18 protein-coding genes are annotated in these 19600 nt (G+C 43.0%); 14 read left to right on the forward strand and 4 right to left on the reverse strand.

The genetic code is table 11. The features are described from left to right. Nucleotides 1-68: 68 nt before the first annotated feature. The 5 genes from BN1234_RS03550 (at nucleotide 69) to BN1234_RS03570 (ending at nucleotide 5051) form a co-directional block, all read left to right on the forward strand. Nucleotides 69-1595, forward strand: a complete 1527-nt coding sequence (locus BN1234_RS03550) for a prenyltransferase (protein ID WP_054955289.1) — start codon at nucleotides 69-71, stop codon at nucleotides 1593-1595. A 59-nt stretch (nucleotides 1596-1654) separates the two neighbouring features. Continuing rightward, nucleotides 1655-2350, forward strand: a complete 696-nt coding sequence (locus tag BN1234_RS03555) for a response regulator transcription factor (RefSeq protein ID WP_054955290.1) — start codon at nucleotides 1655-1657, stop codon at nucleotides 2348-2350. Nucleotides 2351-2353: 3 nt separating this feature from the next. Beyond that, nucleotides 2354-3289: a sensor histidine kinase gene (locus tag BN1234_RS03560; protein ID WP_054955291.1), complete on the forward strand. Its 936-nt coding sequence runs from the start codon at nucleotides 2354-2356 to the stop codon at nucleotides 3287-3289. A 146-nt stretch (nucleotides 3290-3435) separates the two neighbouring features. Beyond that, nucleotides 3436-4356, forward strand: coding sequence for an ABC transporter ATP-binding protein (locus BN1234_RS03565; RefSeq protein ID WP_054955292.1), 921 nt, complete (start codon nucleotides 3436-3438; stop codon nucleotides 4354-4356). Next, the gene (locus BN1234_RS03570; RefSeq protein WP_054955293.1) at nucleotides 4353-5051 is read left to right on the forward strand and encodes an ABC transporter permease; all 699 of its coding nucleotides are present in this window, start codon (nucleotides 4353-4355) and stop codon (nucleotides 5049-5051) included. Before BN1234_RS03565 ends, BN1234_RS03570 begins: the two co-directional genes overlap by 4 nt. A gap of 123 nt (nucleotides 5052-5174) precedes the next feature. On the opposite strand, the gene BN1234_RS03575 is transcribed toward BN1234_RS03570, so the two are convergent. Continuing rightward, complete coding sequence (locus BN1234_RS03575) at nucleotides 5175-6314, reverse strand: phosphodiester glycosidase family protein (protein WP_054955294.1); 1140 nt, start codon at nucleotides 6312-6314, stop codon at nucleotides 5175-5177. 183 nt (nucleotides 6315-6497) lie between these two features. Here BN1234_RS03575 and BN1234_RS03580 point away from each other — a divergent pair, with 183 nt between their 5' ends. The 8 genes from BN1234_RS03580 (at nucleotide 6498) to BN1234_RS03615 (ending at nucleotide 15920) form a co-directional block, all read left to right on the forward strand. Beyond that, nucleotides 6498-8633: an Ig-like domain-containing protein gene (locus tag BN1234_RS03580; RefSeq protein ID WP_054955295.1), complete on the forward strand. Its 2136-nt coding sequence runs from the start codon at nucleotides 6498-6500 to the stop codon at nucleotides 8631-8633. A gap of 122 nt (nucleotides 8634-8755) precedes the next feature. Next, nucleotides 8756-9520 carry an SDR family NAD(P)-dependent oxidoreductase gene (locus tag BN1234_RS03585; protein ID WP_054955296.1) on the forward strand — a complete coding sequence of 255 codons (765 nt, stop codon included), beginning with the start codon at nucleotides 8756-8758 and terminating at the stop codon, nucleotides 9518-9520. A 165-nt stretch (nucleotides 9521-9685) separates the two neighbouring features. Continuing rightward, complete coding sequence (locus BN1234_RS03590) at nucleotides 9686-10759, forward strand: AI-2E family transporter (protein ID WP_245640083.1); 1074 nt, start codon at nucleotides 9686-9688, stop codon at nucleotides 10757-10759. Nucleotides 10760-11143: 384 nt separating this feature from the next. Further along, nucleotides 11144-13204: a catalase gene (locus BN1234_RS03595; protein ID WP_054955298.1), complete on the forward strand. Its 2061-nt coding sequence runs from the start codon at nucleotides 11144-11146 to the stop codon at nucleotides 13202-13204. A gap of 199 nt (nucleotides 13205-13403) precedes the next feature. Further along, nucleotides 13404-13748, forward strand: coding sequence for a YojF family protein (locus tag BN1234_RS03600; RefSeq protein WP_054955299.1), 345 nt, complete (start codon nucleotides 13404-13406; stop codon nucleotides 13746-13748). Between the two features lie 21 nt (nucleotides 13749-13769). Continuing rightward, on the forward strand, nucleotides 13770-14429 hold the full coding sequence (gene bshB2, locus BN1234_RS03605) for a bacillithiol biosynthesis deacetylase BshB2 (RefSeq protein WP_054955300.1): 660 nt from the start codon (nucleotides 13770-13772) through the stop codon (nucleotides 14427-14429). A gap of 176 nt (nucleotides 14430-14605) precedes the next feature. Beyond that, entirely contained in the window at nucleotides 14606-15400 is a 795-nt protein-coding gene (locus BN1234_RS03610; RefSeq protein ID WP_370733783.1) for a helix-turn-helix transcriptional regulator, read from the forward strand. Between the two features lie 103 nt (nucleotides 15401-15503). Further along, nucleotides 15504-15920 carry a VOC family protein gene (locus BN1234_RS03615; RefSeq protein WP_054955301.1) on the forward strand — a complete coding sequence of 139 codons (417 nt, stop codon included), beginning with the start codon at nucleotides 15504-15506 and terminating at the stop codon, nucleotides 15918-15920. A 73-nt stretch (nucleotides 15921-15993) separates the two neighbouring features. On the opposite strand, the gene BN1234_RS03620 is transcribed toward BN1234_RS03615, so the two are convergent. Together BN1234_RS03620 and infC are read right to left on the reverse strand one after the other, a co-directional pair. Continuing rightward, nucleotides 15994-16743: a spermidine synthase gene (locus tag BN1234_RS03620; RefSeq protein ID WP_306455046.1), complete on the reverse strand. Its 750-nt coding sequence runs from the start codon at nucleotides 16741-16743 to the stop codon at nucleotides 15994-15996. Between the two features lie 36 nt (nucleotides 16744-16779). After that, nucleotides 16780-17253: a translation initiation factor IF-3 gene (gene infC / locus BN1234_RS03625; RefSeq protein WP_054955320.1), complete on the reverse strand. Its 474-nt coding sequence runs from the start codon at nucleotides 17251-17253 to the stop codon at nucleotides 16780-16782. Between the two features lie 239 nt (nucleotides 17254-17492). Between infC and BN1234_RS03630 the strand changes: the two genes are divergently transcribed. Beyond that, on the forward strand, nucleotides 17493-18212 hold the full coding sequence (locus tag BN1234_RS03630) for a YebC/PmpR family DNA-binding transcriptional regulator (RefSeq protein WP_054955302.1): 720 nt from the start codon (nucleotides 17493-17495) through the stop codon (nucleotides 18210-18212). A gap of 105 nt (nucleotides 18213-18317) precedes the next feature. On the opposite strand, the gene BN1234_RS03635 is transcribed toward BN1234_RS03630, so the two are convergent. Then, nucleotides 18318-19523, reverse strand: a complete 1206-nt coding sequence (locus BN1234_RS03635) for a cytochrome P450 family protein (protein ID WP_054955303.1) — start codon at nucleotides 19521-19523, stop codon at nucleotides 18318-18320. Nucleotides 19524-19600: the final 77 nt, after the last annotated feature.

Genomic DNA, 19600 nt, shown 5'->3' on the forward strand with positions numbered 1-19600 from the left:
GATTTTTTCAATTTTTACTACTACAATTTAAATAGTTTAATTGTATTTAGGAAAAGGGGTCAGTAATAATGGGTATCCGCAGCAAAGAAGAAGTTATAGCTTTCTTGTTACGCGCAGAAGTTGCAGCCATTGGTACCTCCAATATGGGTTCACCCCGGCAGCGCATGATGCATTTTGCGGTAGACAAGCAGTTTAATATTTATGTATCCAGTATGAAAGGTGATCCGAAGGTCATCCAGTGGAGTAACATCCCGGAGACAGCTCTTCTTATCCATCAAGGAGAAGAATTCCTGCAAATGGAAGAGTGTGAGATGATCGGCAGGGCAGAAGTCCTGAAAGATCATACCGACCGGGATATGGCGGCTCAATTGTTGAAGACAAGATCTCCGATTGTTGCACAATTTACAGAGATCGGCGCACTGGATAAACTGGAATTTATCCGAATCCGCCCATTCATCGTAAAGTATCGTTATGTTCCTGAAATTCTGCAAGGAGAACCACCGACGGTGTACGAATTTAGTGAGAATCGTCAATCATTCAGTGTGTGGGATGATGTACGTGCAAAAGCACGGGCATGGAAAGAGGCTGTTCGCCCATTATCGCTAACCGCAACATTCGTTCCGATTCTTCTTGGCGGAGCTCTTGCCTTGGCTAGTATTCACCAGTTGAACATTGGATTGTTTCTTCTTACCTTGATCGGCGCTATTATGATCCAGGCGGGAACGAATATGATCAATGACTGGAAGGACGCGGAGCGGGATGGTGAAAATAGTACCGGTATGCGGCCGTTTACAGGGGGCTCGAGGATGATTCAGCTAGGTTTAATCTCCCGGGCAGATATGGGATTTTTCGGATTGCTTCTAACTGTGATCGCGACCCTCATCGGTATTTACCTTGTATTTGTCAGCGGCTGGAGTTTGATTCCTTTAATACTGTACGGGATTCTGGCAGGGGTGTTCTATACGAGCGAGAAGGGGAAGTTCTCCTTTATTAATATGGCCCCAGGCATTGCAGAGGTATTAATTGCAACAACGTACGGTGTGTTTATGACCATGGGGGCATATTTTGTACAGACGGGTTCATATTCACTTCAGGCATTCCTTATCTCATTACCGGTTGCTCTGTTTATTTCCAATGTGCTGCTCATCAATCAATTTCCAGACGCCGAATCTGACGCGAAGACAGGTAAAAATACACTTGTGGTACGTGTCGGTAAAAGAGCGGCAAGAAATATTCTGATCTCTTGCTTTATGGCCGGTTATATAATTATCGGAATACTACCGATCCTTGGATTCGCTCCATATACTTTATATTTTGGCTTTTTATCGATACCGTTTGCTCTGCAGGCTGTCCGTTACGCCTGGCAGAATTATGACAAAAATGCGGCAGATATCATTCCAAGTAATGCACATACAGCCATCAACCATCTTTTCAACGGTCTGCTGCTCGTGTTTGCTTTTCTGTTGACGGAGCTTGATATTGTGATTCCAATCGTTTATCTGGCCGCATCGCTGCTGCTAATCTTCTGGGTCTGGAACTATATCGAGAGACAGCGAAGGGTTATGAACGATTTCCGGAATGCTTTTAAGAATTAGCATATCATTTCATATAAAAAAACCGCGGAAATCGCGGTTTTTTTTGGAGGGATCGCACAATGTCAAACCGTATACTGCTCGTAGAGGACGACAGGGAGATAAGTCAGTTAATTGAAAGTCATTTGAAGATGGAGAATTATCAAGTTATGGTCGCACTGGACGGTGAGGAAGCGGCAGCTTTCATTAACACGGAAGAATTTGATTTGATCCTGCTCGATTTAATGCTTCCCAAAGTCAACGGCATGGATCTCCTCAAGCAGATCAGGGGAAAAAGCATTGTTCCCGTCTTAATTATTTCGGCTAAGGGCAGCGACCTCGACAAGGCGCTCGGCCTAGGCTTTGGAGCGGATGATTATATAAGCAAGCCCTTCTCCATGATGGAATTAACAGCCCGTGTACAGGCTGCTATCCGCAGGGCCACTCAGTATATCCGCGTTGAAAACCAGCCATCCCATCACCGGTTATCTTTTAAGGATGTTATCCTTGACTTACATACCTTTACAGCTGAAGTGAAGGGACAGAGCGTACAGCTAACTTCCAAGGAATTTCATATTTTGAAGCTGTTTTTAACTCATCAGACCCGGGTGTTCACGAAGGAGCAAATTTATCAATTGATCTGGGAAGATGATTATTTCGGTAATGAAAATGTCATTAATGTACATATCCGGAGACTCAGGGAAAAAATCGAAGAAGATCCGTCAAACCCCCAGTACATTCGCACCATCTGGGGAATCGGATATAAATTGGGTGATTAGCCGATGATTTTTTTACTATGCGCAATTATTGCTGTACTGCTGTTGATCAATCTTTGGCAGTACTTTTCAATTAGAAGATGGAAGCAGAATGTTTATGAAATAACGAATAAGATTAGCGATATCATCGAACAGCAAACCGCTGAGAAGGTGCTTCTGCAGACAGATCATCAAGCTGTTCAGCTGCTGCTCGTCCAAATTAATCGTCTTCTGGGTCACAACCAAAAAGTGATCGCAGATTACATCAGAGCCAAGGACAGCTTGAGGAAGATGATATCCAATATGTCTCATGATTTGAAGACTCCACTGACTGTCATTCTTGGTTATGCGGAAAAGCTGAACCAGGAACAACCGATGACCGAGGAAGAGAGAAAACAGGTCATTATGCGCCTGAACGATAAGGTGAACAGCTTGGTCGCTTTGCTGAATCAGTTCTTTGACCTGGTGAAAATTGAATCGGAAGACTATGACATGCCGCTCAGCAAAGTTTCCCTTAATGAAATCTGCCGCCAAAGCGTGCTGGAATTTTATGATCTGCTGTCATCGCAAGGCATTCGGGTTGAGCTAGATATTCCGGAGCAGCCGCTCTATATTCTCGGCAATGAGTATGCTTTGCACCGAATATTCAGTAATTTAATATCGAATTCAATCCGGTACGGAAGCGATGGGGGTGTATTTGGATTAACGCTCAGGCAAGAAGGGGACAATGTCGCTGTTGAAATCTGGGATCGCGGAAAAGGAATTGCTGAAGTACATCAGGATCGTGTGTTTGAGCGACTATACACTTTAGATGATGCCCGAAATCCGCAATTTCAGGGCAGCGGGCTAGGTCTCAGTATTTCAAAACGTTTAACGGAGTCGATGAAGGGATCGATACGGCTGAAGAGCATACCGTTTGAAAGAACAACGTTCACATGTACATTTAAACAAATGACATACTAGCACTTTCGGAGGGGGGGGTCTGTCTGAACTCCTCTTTTTTACGAACTTAATAAACATGTAAGGAATGAGAAAGAAAAAACAACGATTTTATAATATATGATTGACGTAATCCAAATGAACGATTTGTAGACGGGAGGGTCTCTCATATGAACGATGTTATTCGTACTCATGAACTCACGAAAACCATACAAGGAAAAACCATCACAGCAAATGTTAATCTGACGGTGAAAAAAGGAGAAATTTACGGATTGCTGGGGCCAAATGGTGCAGGGAAAACTACGATCATGAAAATGCTCACCGGACTCATTATTCCTACTTCTGGAGAGATCATGCTGTTTGGCAAGAAGCTTTCAGAAACCTCAAAGGACGGCTTGAAGCGCGTTGGCAGCATTATTGAATACCCGATCTTCTTCGAGCACTTAACGGCAATGGAGAATTTGCGGATTCACTGTGAATATCTGGGCTATTATGATAGCCAGGCAATTTCTCAAGCGCTTGATATGGTGAATTTAAAAGGAATCGAAGATAAAAAGGTGAAGGATTTCTCGCTCGGCATGAAGCAGCGACTTGGGATTGTCCGGGCCATGATTACGAAGCCGGAGCTGATCGTACTGGATGAGCCTACGAATGGTCTGGATCCTATCGGAATTAAAGATATGAGAGAATTAATCCGGATGCTAAACAACGAGTACGGTATTACCTTTCTCTTGTCGAGTCATATATTAGGGGAGATTGAGCAAGTAGCGGATAGAATCGGTGTGATTCAACATGGAGAGCTGGTGAACGAAGTAGCACTCTCGGATATTCGGAAGCAGCAAGCCGATTATATCGAGCTTGCAACCTCGAATGTGTCAAGAACAGCCTATTTGCTAGAACATGAACTCCATCTTAGCAATTTTAAAATGCTGCAGGACAAGAAAATCCGAATATATGATGCGAACGCATCGATTGGTGAAATTTCAAAGATGCTGATCTCCCATAATATTGAGATTGAGGAAATACAGAAGCATAAGAGCACACTGGAGGATTATTTTTATCATCAGATTCAAGGAGGCGTTCCACAATGAAGAAGCTGATGGAGCTCGAGTGGAAAAAGCTGGAGCAAATGAAAGTGCTCGGCGAAGTGATCGTTTATTTGGTGATTCTTATGTTTCTGCCGGTATTTTTCTTGAAAGTTGTATTTGCCGATTTCGCAATTAATGGTTTTGGGCAAAGCTATTCGGAAACCATGCCGTTGATGCTGTCGATCCAAATGGGATTTATTATGTTCGGAGCTTCCCTGATTAATCATGTATTTATCGAGGAATATAAGAATAAAACGATGTCGCTTTCCTTCGGATACCCGATCAGCCGGCAAAGGCTTGTCATGGCGAAAGCGTTGTTTATCTTTCTTTCCGTTTATGTGTGCACGGTCATCTCCTTTATTCTGTCCGGGATCACGACATATGTGTTCGATCAAGTATTTGATATGATTCACGGGCAGCCAACAATAGAGGACTTGATGATATATACAGTTAAGACAGTCATATATTCCGCTGTGGTTGCGCTTATCAGCCTGATTCCTCTGTTCGTGTTCGGGATTTGGAAGCGTGCAGTCATCCCAGCCGTGATCTGTGCTGTTTTCCTCATGCAGTTCCCTAATTACACGGGCATGCTTCATATAAACATCAGTACAGATACTATATACGCAATACTGAGCATTTTGGGCGTAATCAGTGTTTATTTCTCGGTTAAAAAGGTAAACCAGGTAGGCGATATTTAGAGCTAACGAAATCTGCATGAATAAGAAGGACTGCCGGTACTTTTACCGGCAGTCCTTCTTTGTAAGCACAGCGTAGTGTGTTTTTCTTGATGATTTCATTAAGGACACGAACGGAGGAGCCAGCTATTTGCTGTACTTCACAATGATCGCATTGCTGATCTGACGGCCCGGAGTCGTTAAGTATGAACCGTTGTAATACAATCCGCTGGAAGCACCACCGTCCAGATTCATGGCCTGGTAAGAACCTGCCTGCTTCATGATTTCAGCAAGCTGAGGAATGGTTGCCCCGCCTGTAGTTAACAGAATGAGTTTATGATCCTTCGTAATTCCAAGTGCGCTGCGTGCTCCGCCACCGGTGAGAATTTTTGGATCCTTAAAGCCTTCATTCTTCAAGTCGAGTGACACCTTGCCGTTAACGACCAATCGCGGACCAGCCTGTACAGCGCCTGTTGATTTTCCTTGCTGGAAATGTGGTTTGAAGTCTAAACCGCGTACCAATTGGGCGAGGTTATTAGAATCGAATGTGAATACGGTACGTCTGTCTCCAGGGCTGTCCTTCAGAAGCTTTCCTTTACCAACGATATAGCCGAAAGGACCTTTATAGGAGCCTGTTGTATAAGCAGCGAAGAAGGTACCATTGATTGCTGCTACTGCATTGTTACGCTTGGCTATGCTGCGTAAATCTTCAACCTTGCCGATCTGGTTTCCGGCAATTGCAACATCCAGTTCAATCTTAGGATGAAGCAGAGAGATGGTGACGATTTGAGTATTGAATGAGCGGGAGCCTACTTTAAAAGTTTTACGGGAGGATACAATAGGCTTTGCGCTTGCTGATGATATTGACCTTCCAGAAAGAACAGGCAGTTGAACAGAAACGTCTCCTTCGGATAAGAGTAGAGAAGAGGTATTTTTATCCCACTCGATCTTCAGTTTCAAATGCTGGCTGACAAATTGAAGAGGGATATATGTAATGCCTGATTCTTGAAAGGGTGCTGCTTTAATAGTCATCTTTTTATCATTGACATAGGCTGTTTTTGTGCCAAGATAGAAAGTTAACTTGTTCTCATTTTTGATGATATCAATTTTCTTTTGTGCTGAAGAATACTGGACTTTGATTCCCTCATAGCCTTTCAGAACGCCGACAGGAATGAAAGACTGGTTGCTCTGATCCATATAAGCCAGCATTTTTGGCTGACTTGCAGCGTAAAGTGGTGTGGCAAAAGCGAGTAATGCCAGTAAAACTAATGCAATGTATCTTTTCATTTGTGAAAGAGTCCCCTTTGTTCAAATATGTCACGTAACAACGTGTATAGAGGCTTTATCGGTATCCCTTAAGTGGAAATGTAGTAATTGTCGATAAAAGGTAACAATTTCTGAGTTAAATGTCGATAAACATTAGAGTGCTGGAAAATATTTGAGGATCAGAGGAACAAAGGAGAGAAATGAATGATCGTTAACAGGAGAACAACCAAGTTATCTCTAATTATGGTGTTGATGCTGGTAATGGTGTTTCCAAGCAGTGTGTTTGCTGCTAATGGTGATTTAACATCCATTGCTTTTGACACGGATGAGAAAGAGATCCATCTTACGGTTACCGAAACGACCAGACAGCTTCGCGTTCTGGCAGCAATTGAAGGATCAAGTGAGAAGAAGGATGTAACGAACGAAGCGAGCTGGACCTCTTCCAGCAGCAAAATAGTGAAGGTGGATGGCGGCCTTCTGACTCCGCTCGATAAAGGAACAGCAACCATTACAGCAAAGTACAAAGGATCGATCGCTGTAGTTAAAGTGATATCAAAATATGCTGCTGAAGAATTCAAGATTGATCAGCCGGCTCTGGTGGAGTACAAGCTCGGAACGGAAGGCCTGTCAGTCAAAGCTTTAGCGGACCAGAAGAACGATGTTAGTTCGGAAGCCAAGTGGTCCTCTTCGGATGAAGGGGTCATTACTGTAGATAAAGGGAAATTGAAATTGATAGGCAGAGGGAGCGCAACAATTACTGCTGTATATAAAGGCCTTAGCGCATCCTATAAGGTGAAAGTCATATCGCCTTACGAGAAGCTTGTTATTGAACCAGATGAGGATCAGGAGCTGCTTGTTGAAGATAAGTCAGTGGAGCTTAAGGTTTACGCGGGAACTTCTAAGTCTGATACAAGGATAGAGGTGACAGATAAAGCTGAGTTCAAATCTTCCGACAATTCGGTAGCGAGGATCGTTGATGGCAAGCTGGAGCCCGTTGCACTGGGTAAAGCGAAGATAACGGCTGCTTACCTGGGTACCACCGCTTCGATAGACGTTTATGTACGTAATCCGTATGAGGCTTTGCTTTTGGATCAGAAGGAATTTATTAATAACCCATTGATGTTCCTGAATGAGCAAACGACGATTATGACGAGTGTCCGAAATGCGGCTACGGAGACGATTCCGGTTGCAGGAACCTGGACTTCCTCCAATCCGCTTGCTGTAACTGCTGATAACGGGAAAATCTCAGCAAAAGCAACAGGAATCTCAACAATTAAAGTGACTTATCGCGGGATCTCAAAAGAATTCAAGGTAACTGTTCTTCCAACGGTTACAGAGTTCACAGTTGACGGAACTGAACTCAGTATCCTTAAAGGCGAGTCTATACCTGTACCCAAAGTAACAGGTACACTTCTAGACCAGGAGAAACAAGATTTTACTAAGGCCGTAAAATGGACAACAAATGAAGATGCAATCGTTACAGTAGACGATGGCAGGATCAGAGGGAAGGCAGAAGGCACGGCGACTCTGATCGGAAGAATCGGCAGTAAAGAGGTTGCCGAAGTAACGGTTACTGTTAATGAAAAGGTACTGATTCTTCTGCCAACCATCGAAAATTATCAGATAATTACAGGCAAAACTGCAGAGCTGCCTGAGGTGACGGCTGTTTTGGAGAACGGTGAAGAAGAGGATGTGTCAGATGCAGTTGAATGGTCATTGAGCGGTACGGCTGCAGTAGTTAAAGACGGGCGGATCAAAGGACTTATAAAAGGCTCTACTGTATTGAAAGGCACCTATTTAAACCAATCCATTAAAATACCGGTGTATGTGGAGCCGGAGATCGTCAAAATTGTTGTCGATTCTGAAGCCGTTGAGTTAAATCTCAAAAGGACAAAATCGATGAAAGCGACAGGTTATTATGCTAACGGGAAAACCGTATCCCTATCCACGAAAATGAATTGGACATCCTCCGACGATTCCGTTGCAGCCGTAACAAAATCTTCGGTCAAGGCTGTTGGGGAAGGGCAAGCAACAATTAGCGGATCTTACCAGGATATTGAGGTCAGTGTCAAAGTGAACGTTGTGCCTAAATTGACCAAGCTGACAGCAAGTGAGAAAAAGCTGAGTTTATCACCTGGCGGGACGAAGACTATAATCTTAACTGCAGCTTATGATACAGGCAAAACAAATAAGATAACAAGTGGTGCCGTCTGGACAAGCAGCAACGGGGCCGTTGCCAAAGTAACCGACGGCAAAATTGAGGCCATAGCTAAAGGAACAGCCAGAATTAAAGCAAAAGTAGATTCCAAGACGGTTACGATAACCGTATCGGTTAAATAGTTATAGCAGGACCGCCTTTCATAAGGAAGGCGGTTTTTTGCTGAAGAAAATGATTGACTAAATACATGAGATGGGATTGTATTAAGGTTAAATGAATATAGAGATGAAAGGAGATCTAGTGAATGAATATCGATTTATCAGGTAAAATCGCATTAGTAACCGGTGCAGGAGGTCAACTCGGCAGGGTGATGGTTCGTACACTTGCAGAATGCGGAGCAAAGGTAGTTATTCATTACCGCAGCAGCCGTGAAAAAGCTGAAGAGTTGAAGAAGGAGATACAGGAAATTGGAAGAGATGCGCTTATAGTTCAAGCAGATGTAACGAATTTTTCCTCTGTACTGCAGATGAAGGATGAAGTACTCGCGTATTACGGAGAGCTTCCACACATCATTGTTGCCAACGCAGTAGAACAGTACATATGGACTTCAGTTCTCGAGCAGTCCCCGTCAGATTATGAAAGCCAGTTTAACTCATGCGTCATGCAGAGTGTATATCTTGCGAAGGCATTTGCCCCTGCAATGATTGAACGTAAGGAAGGTCGGATCATTGGTATTAATACAGAATGCTCTATGCAGAACTTTCCTTCACAATCTGCATATGTTGCCGGTAAACGAGGGATGGATGGTGTCTACCGGGTGCTGGCCAAAGAGATCGGAGAACATGGCATAACAGTGAATCAAGTTGCACCGGGCTGGACGGTCAGTGATCGCGATCGTGAGAATGGAACAGAGCAAAGCGAGGCTTATGAATCTTCTGTACCCCTTAAGCGCAGGGGAACCGATCAGGAGATAGCCAATATGGTTGCATTTTTGGCATCGGATTTGGCATCTTTCACTACAGGGGCATATATCCCTGTATGCGGCGGAAATGTTATGCCGTCAATATAAAAATACAGAAAAAGATACGAGGTAATCGTATCTTTTTCTGTTTTAATGTAATGATAGAAGTAGGGGCAAATGTCTCCATTTTGGATGAGCGTCTTGTTCTGATATAATACGTAAATACATAGAAATCCAGATAAAAAAATTGTTGTGGGGGCCATGAAGATTAGCATGAATAAGTTTTACAAAGTGTGTATTGGTGTCATCTTAGTATTAGTCATTATTTACTTGAGCTCATTAGTTGATTTTATATTCAAACCGATTCTTGCCTTGTTTAGCTTGCTTATTATTGTACCCGTCTTGTTGTCGGGCTTCCTTTATTATTTACTAAGACCCATTGTAAATTATTTGGAGAAACGAAAACTGAACAGATCCTTGGCGATTTTACTTTTGTATGTCGTTATTACTATGATTTTGACGGGATTTATTCTTGGCGTCTGGCCGTCATTAAGCACGCAGGTGGAGGCATTAGAGCGAAATGCTCCGCATTTGTTCAACGCACTTGCAAATCAGCTTGCGAAGCTGGAAGAATATCCGTTTCTCGCTAATTTATTTCCAGAGGATAAGAACACGCTCACTCAAATTACGGAGTATTTAAATAAAGGGTTTGTTTTCCTTTCCAACTATATTACGAGCCTATTCTCCTTCTTCTCTAACTTTGCAATCATTCTCTTCACCTTCCCGATTTTCCTCTACTATATGTTAAAAGAGGGCGGGAAATTCGGCCAGAAGATTGTCAGCTTTATGCCGAAGCGGTTCCGTGAAGAGGGAACGGAGACGATGAAGGATATCGACAAGGCCTTGAGTAACTTTATTGTAGGCAAAGTGTTGGTGAATCTTGCGCTCGGTGTCTTGATGTATATCGGATTTACGATCATTGGACTGCCATACGCATTACTTCTGACCGTAATTGCGGTCATTATGAACTTCATTCCTTTTGTGGGGGCCATTTTATCTTCGATTCCCATTGTAATCATTGGATTGGTGGAATCTCCTTCCGTAGCAATATGGTCGCTTGTCGTCATACTTGTTGCTCAGCAAATTCAAGATAATCTGGTGGCTCCTTATATTTTCGGGAAGCAGCTGGATATACACCCGTTAACGACGATTATCCTGGTGTTTGCAGGCGGTGATTTATTTGGGATTGTCGGGATCCTTGTTGTCATCCCGGTGTACATGGTAATCAAAATTGTAGTAACGAGAGTGTATTTTAGATTTTTCAAGGACCGCTGGGAAGAAGCCTAGTTAAAAATAAAGACATGGCAGTGCGAGGGAGGTTATCCCGGCACTATCATGTCTTTGTTTTTGTTTATCGCCGCCTTCTCCAATATGTGATTTCTACAAGAACATGAAATACACTCAAAACGCCTTGGCGATCATGCGAGAATTCAGGAAATTGAAGCACAACAGCAATGGAAGGGAGGATTCGTATCCGCAGCGTCTCCTAAGCCTCAAGTTCTTAGATCCTTTGGAACCACCCAATCTTTGCGTCCTCCATGAAGAATATGTAAAGTCCGATTCTTAAAGGGGATGAAAGGGTAATAATTCAGCGAGCTGATGAGCTCCTACATGGTTCAATATGATATCGTCAGATGCTCATCCTACTATCGAACTGGAGGCTGAAGGTACATGAACAAGCACGATAATTCGAACAACGAGAACAGATCGACCAAAGATCAGCAGCTGGAGGAATTTAGGGTTCGTAATGACGGGAAACATATGACTACGAATCAAGGATTGCCTATTTCCGAGGATGAACATTCCCTGAAAGCAGGAGACCGGGGACCAACATTAATGGAAGATTTTCATTTCAGGGAGAAGATGACTCATTTCGACCATGAACGTATTCCCGAACGCATTGTACATGCAAGAGGGTTTGGCGCTCATGGTTATTTTCAAGTCTACGAATCCCTGAAAGATTATACAAAAGCGAAGTTTTTACAAGATCCTGCCGTTAAAACACCCGTGTTTGTCCGTTTTTCAACTGTAGCTGGTTCCAGAGGTTCAGCTGATACAGTGCGGGATGTAAGGGGCTTTGCTACAAAATTTTATACAGAAGAAGGCAACTATGACCTCGTGGGTAACAATATGCCGGTCTTCTTTATCCAAGATGCTATGAAATTTCCTGACTTTATACATGCCGTGAAACCTGAGCCTCATAATGAAATTCCACAGGCACAGTCTGCACACGATACGTTCTGGGATTTTGTATCGAATAACACCGAAAGCGCGCATATGGTCATGTGGGCTATGTCTGACCGGTCGCTGCCGCGCAGTTTCCGTATGATGGAGGGATTTGGTGTACATACGTTCCGGTTCGTTAATGATCAGGGCGTGGCACACTTTGTGAAATTCCATTGGAAGCCTGTTCTCGGTACGCATTCACTGGTATGGGATGAAACACAAAAGCTGGCAGGTAAAGACCCTGACTTCAATCGCCGGGATCTATGGAATGCTATAGAGACGGGAAACTATCCAGAATACGAGCTTGGCCTCCAAATAATAAAGGAAGAAGAGGAATTCAATTTTGATTTTGACATTCTTGATCCGACAAAGCTTTGGCCTGAAGAGATTATCCCTATAAAGATTGTTGGAAAGATGACTTTAAACCGAAATACGGATAACTTCTTTGCAGAAACAGAGCAGATTGCTTTTCATCCGGGACATGTCGTTCCGGGTATTGATTTTACTAACGATCCGCTGCTTCAAGGGCGCTTGTTCTCCTATACAGATACACAGCTGTCACGTTTAGGCGGTCCGAATTTCCATGAGATCCCGATTAACCGTCCGATCGTCCCTGTTCATAACAACCAGCGGGATGGCATGCACCGTATGACGATAAATCCAGGCCAAACAAGCTATCATAAAAATGGTATAGCGAGCAATTCTCCAAGCCCGCTTTCAGCTGATCAGGGCGGATATGAGCATTATGCTGAAAAGGTAGAGGGACGTAAAATCCAGAAACGCAGCGACAGCTTCAAGGATCACTATAGTCAGGCTTCTTTATTCTGGAACAGTATGTCTGAAGTAGAGAAAGAGCATATCGTATCTGCATTCCAGTTTGAACTGGGCAAGGTTCAGAGCAAGGTGATCCGTCAAAATGTTGTGGATATGTTCGCGAACGTTGACGGAGAACTTGCCGCTCGAATTTCAGAAGGAATTGGTACGATAACGCCTGAAGTGAAAAGCGCTGCATCTACACAGTCCTCACCAGCTCTTAGTATGTTAAATACGATTAAGTCTCCGCTGACTCGAAAAGTTGCGGTTCTTGTGGGCAATGGTTATCCGGATAAGGCACTTTCAAATGTCCTGCAAGCCTTAACGGGTGCGGGAATCGTTCCTGAAATTGTGAGCCCAAAACTCGGAGTTGTAACAAGTGATGGCGTAAGCCGGCTTGAGGTGCAGCACTCGGTCTTGGGAGCAGACTCTGTACTATTTGATGCAGTGCTTGTTTCGGGGGGACGGCAGAGTGTAGATGAACTGCTTATGGAGCCTAAGGTGCCGGACTTTATAAAAGAAGCGTATCAACATTTTAAACCAATTGCAGCGATTGGCGAAGGTACTGAGCTTCTGCCGGCAGTTGAAGGACCAGGGATTGTCGTTTCCTTGGCGAATGATGATCTTCGGATGTTTAATCTAAACTTCATAGACGCTATTTCAGAGCATCGTCATTGGTCAAGATTGATTTAAACAAAAACAAGTCAATATTAAAGGCGAGAAATGTGGAGCAATCATCATATTTCCCGCCTTTTTTGCGTAGATATACAGGTGATTCAACAGAGCAAAGAAAAAGAAGTATTATTTTTTCTTTATTTGCAAGTATGCTAGAATATTCATATTGGTCATTATTAATCAATATGTAAATTTAGTGATAAACATGGAGGGAATTATGGAGCTCATTCAACCTACAGAAGTTCAGAGCATGATCGATAAGCTGAAAAATCAAGATCTTTATATACATCTTGAGCTTACAACGGGAGCATATGCCTCCCATCACGATATTACTAAGCATCCGGCTGCTAATTTTATTACCAATGCAAAAATCCGTTACTCTCACGGATCCATTTCCGGTCATGAAACATTCCGGGTTGGATTAAAGATGGAGCATGGCTGGGTTTACGCCGAAGGACTGACTCATTTTGAGCAAAGCGAGACCGAACGACTGATCATGGCAGGTCATGATCGTCAAGGCAAGCTGGTTGTTGCTTTGCAGTTAAGCAGGGAACCCTTCTAAAGAACAGGAGATGAGAAACGAATGAATCAAAATATACTTGTTGTACTGCCCCATCCGGATGATGAGGCTTTCGGTCTTTCAGGAACTTTGGCAAAGCATGTTCACGAAGGAAATCGTATAACGTATGCATGCTTAACGCTGGGAGAAATGGGGCGCAATATGGGCATACCCCCATTTGCTACACGGATAACACTGCCATCTATACGAAAGCGGGAGCTGGAGGAGTCCTGCCGGGCAATCGGAATCCAAGATTTAAGAATGCTCGGATTTCATGATAAAACGGTTGAATTTGAAGATCCGGAAGTGCTGGATGGAGTTATAGACAAGCTGTTAACAGAAATTAAGCCTTCAATTGTGTATACTTTTTATCCAGGATACAGTGTGCATCCTGACCATGATGCTACCGGAGCTGCTGTAATTCGGACGATTCAGAAAATGCCGGAACAAAAGCGTCCTATCGTTCACTGCATTGCCTTCGCCAGAAATTGTGAACAAGCGATCGGGAAACCGGATGTGGCAAATGATGTGACTGATTATATCGAGGCTAAGCTGAATTCCATTAAAGCACATCGCTCCCAGTTTCAAGCCTCTGAATTACTAGGAGGTAAACAGCTGAGTCCTGAAGAAATAAATAAACGTTTTGCAAGAGAAACGTTTTGGACCTATCGCTTCAAATCTTGAGGCTTCCAGTAAGTAAGGTAAAAGCTCTGTCGCAAACATGCGAACAGAGCTTTTTGTTCGTTGATTGGCAGATTCTTGAAAATGGATATAATGTGATGGGTGTTTATGGTAATATTAATGGCAAAACGCATTATTCTAGAGGTGGATGTACATATCTAATTTGATAAGGTGTGATTATGGTGCCTGATGTGTTTTCTGAAATGGATGAAGTCATTACATACATTCATAAGCATATTTTTGATCCGCTTCCGTTATCTGATCTGGCACGGTATGCCGGGTATAGTCCTTATCACTTTTTACGTTTATTTAAGGAAAGGATCGGACTTCCTCCGCAGTATTATATATCTTCTCTGCGTCTTCAGAAAGCGAAGGAGTTACTGCTGCATAGCAATCTAACTGTTCGAGATATCGCGCTTGAAGTAGGACAACAGAGTCTGGGAACATTCACAACAAGATTTACAGAACGTGTTGGTATGTCACCCGCTCAATTCAGAAACTCACCGCCCCATGCTTCACGTTATTTCTCCGAGCTGTATCATTTATCGGAATGGATACCGGAAAATCTGAATGCAGACCCTTCTGGAAGGATTGAGGGTGAGGTCCAAGCCGCAGAGCATTTTGAAGGAGTAATTCTTATCGGATTATTTCCTAAGCCAATCCCTGAAGGACAACCGTTATACGGAACGCTTTTATCCTCATTAGGATATTTTTCGTTCGCTAATGTTAAACCGGGCACGTATTATTTGATGGCCACTTCGATCTCATGGAGTATGCAATCCAAGGAATTATTATTTCCTGAAAGAACCTTACGGACCCGATCTAGGGATCCAATTATCGTCAAAACGGAGTATGCCGTTCCATTTCAACAGGTTATGCTGTACCCCCCGCGATTAGCAGATCCACCCATATTGATTTCACTTCCTTTACTTATGGAAAATTTCCTGAATCGAATCTCATCTAAATATTCTTAAATAGCAATCGAGAAGAAATGAGCCTTAAAGATAAATGATATATTCAAGTCAGAAAGATGCTTTATTCAATGGGTCCACAAACTAATGATGAGGTGATTGGATTATGGCTTTGAAAGCGGACAAAATATTTGTGAATTTACCCGTTAAGGATTTAGACAAAACGGTCGGATTTTTTACGAAAATAGGATTTGAGTTCAATCCTCAGTTTACGGACGAGAACGCAACCTGCATGGTAATCAGCGATCATATTTTTGTCATGCTGTTAGTTGAGGACTTCTTCAAGAGCTTCACGAATAAAGATATCCCGAATACTTCGGATAACTCTGAAGTGATTATCGCTTTATCCGCTGACAGCAGAGAGCAGGTGGATGAGATCGTAAATCTGGCCTTATCTGCAGGGGGCCGCGCAACCAATGATCCTGTAGATCATGGCTTTATGTATAGTTGGAGTTTTGAAGATATTGATGGCCATCTTTGGGAAGTAATGTATATGGACCCGAGCCATGTGGAAGGAAGCTAATAAAAGCTTGAATAGAAAAAACATCGCTCTTGGGCGATGTTTTTCTTGTTGTGCATGAAGGGTGAGAGCGTTATTAGACCGATGGATCGTCCCACATGATAAAGCCTTCCCCGCATTCCATTTCTGTGAAGCCAAATAAGTGATTTGCTTGGTACTTGACCTGCTTCTTTCCGCCTATCATTAATATATTTCGTGTATCTATGGAAGCATCTGCAGCGAGTGCAAAAGAACTCACATAGGGAAACACATCATTAATCGTCGTATGAATGGCATTCAGCAATGAGTCGTGGTTGCTTCTTCCGAAAAGATTCAGAATAATAAATCCCTCCGAATCAAGCCTTTCATAAGCCATTTGAAAAAACTCCCGTGTAACAAGATGATGGGGTGTTCCATTCTCATTAAATGCATCAACAATAATGTAATCAAGGTTGTCATCCTGTTCAGCCTCAAGTATTTTCCGTCCATCTCCAATCAAGACATTATTCTGGTCATATCCAAAATACTGACGACTAATCTCGGCAATCGTACTGCTTATTTCCGCTACCGTACAGCGCTTATCCGAGAAATAGGAGGGTATGGTTCCAATCCCGTGTCCGATGATAAATATATCCTCAAGAGAAGGGTCATTCCACTCCATCAGGTGAATGATCGCCCGCGGATATTCAAAAACGATGCGGGAAGGATCATTTAAATCTTGAGCCCCTTGAATCGCCTCATTGGAAAAATGCATAATCCGGAAATTTCCCTTCTCCCCATACAATTCATGGGCATCCATTACAATGATGTCTTGATTACTATTGTGGTCTTCGAGCTTTAAATACAATTGGTCTTCTCCTTCATAGAAAGTGGCTTTAGTTGATCACCGAGCTTCAAGTTCAACCATTGCCTGTTTGCCGCTTACTTGAATACCCGTTTTCTTAACTCCAACCTCTTGTAGATCTTTTAATAAATCTTCCAGAACCGCTTTTGCTTTTGTTCCTTCTTTGCCTTGAATTCGTACTACCAGCGATACCGAATGGCCGGAACGGAGCAGCTTTTCTGCCTGATTCTTCTTCGTCTCATAATCATGATCTTCAATATTTGGAGTGAGCCGAATCTCCTTCAGTTTTGCAGGACGCTCTTTCTTTTGCGCTTGCTGACGTTCTTCTTTAATCGCACTGGATGCAATCAGACGACAGGGAGGAGGGCTGCTGTATAGAGAAGTACATACAAGGTCGACCTTTAATTTTCTGGCCATCTCGAGCGCTTGTGCTGTAGGCATAATTCCAAGGTCTTCTCCGTTGATCCCTGTGAGCTCGACCTCGCGTGCCTTAATCTTTTCGTTTTTTATCATGGTCATTCATGCCTCTCAATCCTAAATTGTATATTTATCATACCTTTAGGGACTATCTATATCAATAATATCGTACTTGCTCATTTGTTCTTTGTGATCTTATCTCGTTGTTGGAACCTCAAATGTTGTTTATAATATAAATTCAGAAAAGGGTATAAGCTTCTGTGAATGCAGTTTTTTCAATGCAGAAGAAGATGCTATAATAGGAAAGTAAAATTTATAAAGAAAGCGGGAACATCATGGGTCGTAAATGGAATAATATTAAAGAAAAGAAAGCTTCAAAGGATGCAAATACAAGTCGTATTTATGCTAAGTTTGGAGTCGAAATTTATGTAGCCGCCAAAAAAGGCGAACCTGATCCCGAGTCCAACCGGGCCTTGAAGGTGGTTCTTGAACGGGCTAAAACGTATAATGTACCAAAAGCGATTATTGACCGTGCGTTAGATAAAGCCAAGGGCAGCGCGGAAGAAACATATACTGAACTCCGATATGAGGGCTTTGGACCGAACGGTGCTATGGTGATTGTAGATACGCTGACGAATAACGTAAACCGTACGGCTTCTGATGTACGATCTGCCTTTAACAAAAATGGCGGTAATATGGGTGTAAGCGGATCGGTTGCATATATGTTTGATTCAACTGCCGTTATTGGTGTTCAAGGCAAAACGCTGGATGAAGTATTTGAATTGCTAATGGAAGCTGACGTTGAAGTGCGGGACATTATGGAAGAAGATGATTCCGTTATTGTATATGCAGAGCCTGATCAATTCCACGAGGTTCAGGAAGCTTTCAGAAATGCGGGTATTACAGACTTTACCGTTGCTGAATTAACGATGCTTCCACAAAATTATGTTGAGCTTCCTGAGGATGCTGCGGCACAGTTTGATAAACTGATCGATGCTCTCGAAGATCTGGAAGATGTACAGCAGGTATTTCATAATGTAGATTCTGACGAGTAAGTGACAAATGAATGCCGCTAGGCATAGAAAAAATAGAACATAATAAAAGCCGCACTCCTTTGCAGAGTGCGGCTTTTATTCGTTTTAGCCTGTTCATACTTAGAGTTAGCCGTTCTGTTTACGGAGCGAAAGAGGGAGCTCCCTAACACCGCGTACTAACATCCCGGGTCTCCATTCAAGTTCTTGAACATCATCTCGTAACTGGAAATCTGGAAAACGCCTTAATAAAGTGTTTATGGCAATTTCACCTTCAAGTCGGGCGAGAGGGGCTCCCAAGCATAAATGAATTCCTTTGCCAAAGGCAAGATGCTGGCTTTTTTCACGTTCAATATTAAATATCTCAGGATCGTCAAACTGATTCGGGTCACGGTTGGCTGAGTTGAGGGAAACAATAACCATTTCACCCCGATTAATCTGACGGCCTTTAAATTCGAAATTTTCACTTGCCCAGCGTGAGGTACTGAACTCAACAGGTCCGTTATAACGCAGCATTTCCTCAATAGCTCCATGGATGAGTTCAGGCTGTTCTTGTAGTAATTTGCGCTGTTCTGGCTGTTCAAGCAGGGACAATACGCCATTACCGATTAAATTTACAGTCGTTTCATGACCGGCGATGATCATCAGAGTGACAACGCCGTATAATTCCTGTTCTGACAGACGGTCACCCTGGTCTTCTGAAATAAGCAGCTGACTGATCAAGTCATTGCCTGGTTTTTCACGGACTTTTGCGAACCAATCACCAAGATATTGAACGAATTCATTCATATGCTGTACAACCGTTTCATCATTATTTGGATTTTGATTGGATGCCCCGATGATGGAATTGGACCAGGTTCTGAATTTATCACGGTCTTCCAGAGGAACGCCGAGCATCTCACTAATGACTATAATCGGAAGGAGGAAAGCGTAGTCATCAATAAGATTCATGCTATCCTGTGGCGACACCGCATCAAGAAGATCATCGGCGATGCTCTGGACATGATCCCTCATTCCAGCTATGAATTGAGGGGTAAAGCTCTTTTGCATAAGGCCACGGAGCCGTTTATGATCCGGTGGGTCAGAGAATAACATATTTCTTGTAAACACACTCGTGTGCTCTTCACCATATATCTTGGTTATATCCTTGATAAACCGAGGCTCCTTTAAAACTGCGACAGCATCCTCATAACTGCTGACTAGCCAGCCGATGCTGCCATCAGGGAACCTTAGCTTAAGCACGGGATTATTCTTTCGCAAGTTTTCATAAACAGGGTAAGGGTTAGCTGTGAACTCCTTGGTGAAAAGGTTGTTTACAACATCATTTGTATTCATGCTATATTCCCCTCTCGTTACATAATACTGACATTATATGGCATTCCTACTGCTGAAAACAGGTTTTAAAGTATGAA

It is taken from the genome of Paenibacillus dakarensis (assembly GCF_001373415.1).
In the GTDB taxonomy this organism is placed as follows: Bacteria; Bacillota; Bacilli; order Paenibacillales; family Paenibacillaceae; genus Paenibacillus_AQ; species Paenibacillus_AQ dakarensis.

What these genes read in the sequence shown, in the direction of transcription:
- BN1234_RS03580 (WP_054955295.1), top strand. Translation starts at nt 6,498, where the DNA reads ATGATCGTTAACAGGAGAACAACCAAGTTATCTCTAATTATGGTGTTG.
- BN1234_RS03565 (WP_054955292.1), top strand. Translation starts at nt 3,436, where the DNA reads ATGAACGATGTTATTCGTACTCATGAACTCACGAAAACCATACAAGGA.
- BN1234_RS03550 (WP_054955289.1), top strand. Translation starts at nt 69, where the DNA reads ATGGGTATCCGCAGCAAAGAAGAAGTTATAGCTTTCTTGTTACGCGCA.
- BN1234_RS03600 (WP_054955299.1), top strand. Translation starts at nt 13,404, where the DNA reads ATGGAGCTCATTCAACCTACAGAAGTTCAGAGCATGATCGATAAGCTG.
- BN1234_RS03585 (WP_054955296.1), top strand. Translation starts at nt 8,756, where the DNA reads ATGAATATCGATTTATCAGGTAAAATCGCATTAGTAACCGGTGCAGGA.
- BN1234_RS03555 (WP_054955290.1), top strand. Translation starts at nt 1,655, where the DNA reads ATGTCAAACCGTATACTGCTCGTAGAGGACGACAGGGAGATAAGTCAG.
- BN1234_RS03615 (WP_054955301.1), top strand. Translation starts at nt 15,504, where the DNA reads ATGGCTTTGAAAGCGGACAAAATATTTGTGAATTTACCCGTTAAGGAT.
- BN1234_RS03630 (WP_054955302.1), top strand. Translation starts at nt 17,493, where the DNA reads ATGGGTCGTAAATGGAATAATATTAAAGAAAAGAAAGCTTCAAAGGAT.
- BN1234_RS03590 (WP_245640083.1), top strand. Translation starts at nt 9,686, where the DNA reads ATGAATAAGTTTTACAAAGTGTGTATTGGTGTCATCTTAGTATTAGTC.
- BN1234_RS03570 (WP_054955293.1), top strand. Translation starts at nt 4,353, where the DNA reads ATGAAGAAGCTGATGGAGCTCGAGTGGAAAAAGCTGGAGCAAATGAAA.
- BN1234_RS03610 (WP_370733783.1), top strand. Translation starts at nt 14,606, where the DNA reads ATGGTGCCTGATGTGTTTTCTGAAATGGATGAAGTCATTACATACATT.
- infC (WP_054955320.1), bottom strand. Translation starts at nt 17,253, where the DNA reads ATGATAAAAAACGAAAAGATTAAGGCACGCGAGGTCGAGCTCACAGGG.
- bshB2 (WP_054955300.1), top strand. Translation starts at nt 13,770, where the DNA reads ATGAATCAAAATATACTTGTTGTACTGCCCCATCCGGATGATGAGGCT.
- BN1234_RS03635 (WP_054955303.1), bottom strand. Translation starts at nt 19,523, where the DNA reads ATGAATACAAATGATGTTGTAAACAACCTTTTCACCAAGGAGTTCACA.
- BN1234_RS03595 (WP_054955298.1), top strand. Translation starts at nt 11,144, where the DNA reads ATGAACAAGCACGATAATTCGAACAACGAGAACAGATCGACCAAAGAT.
- BN1234_RS03560 (WP_054955291.1), top strand. Translation starts at nt 2,354, where the DNA reads ATGATTTTTTTACTATGCGCAATTATTGCTGTACTGCTGTTGATCAAT.
- BN1234_RS03575 (WP_054955294.1), bottom strand. Translation starts at nt 6,314, where the DNA reads ATGAAAAGATACATTGCATTAGTTTTACTGGCATTACTCGCTTTTGCC.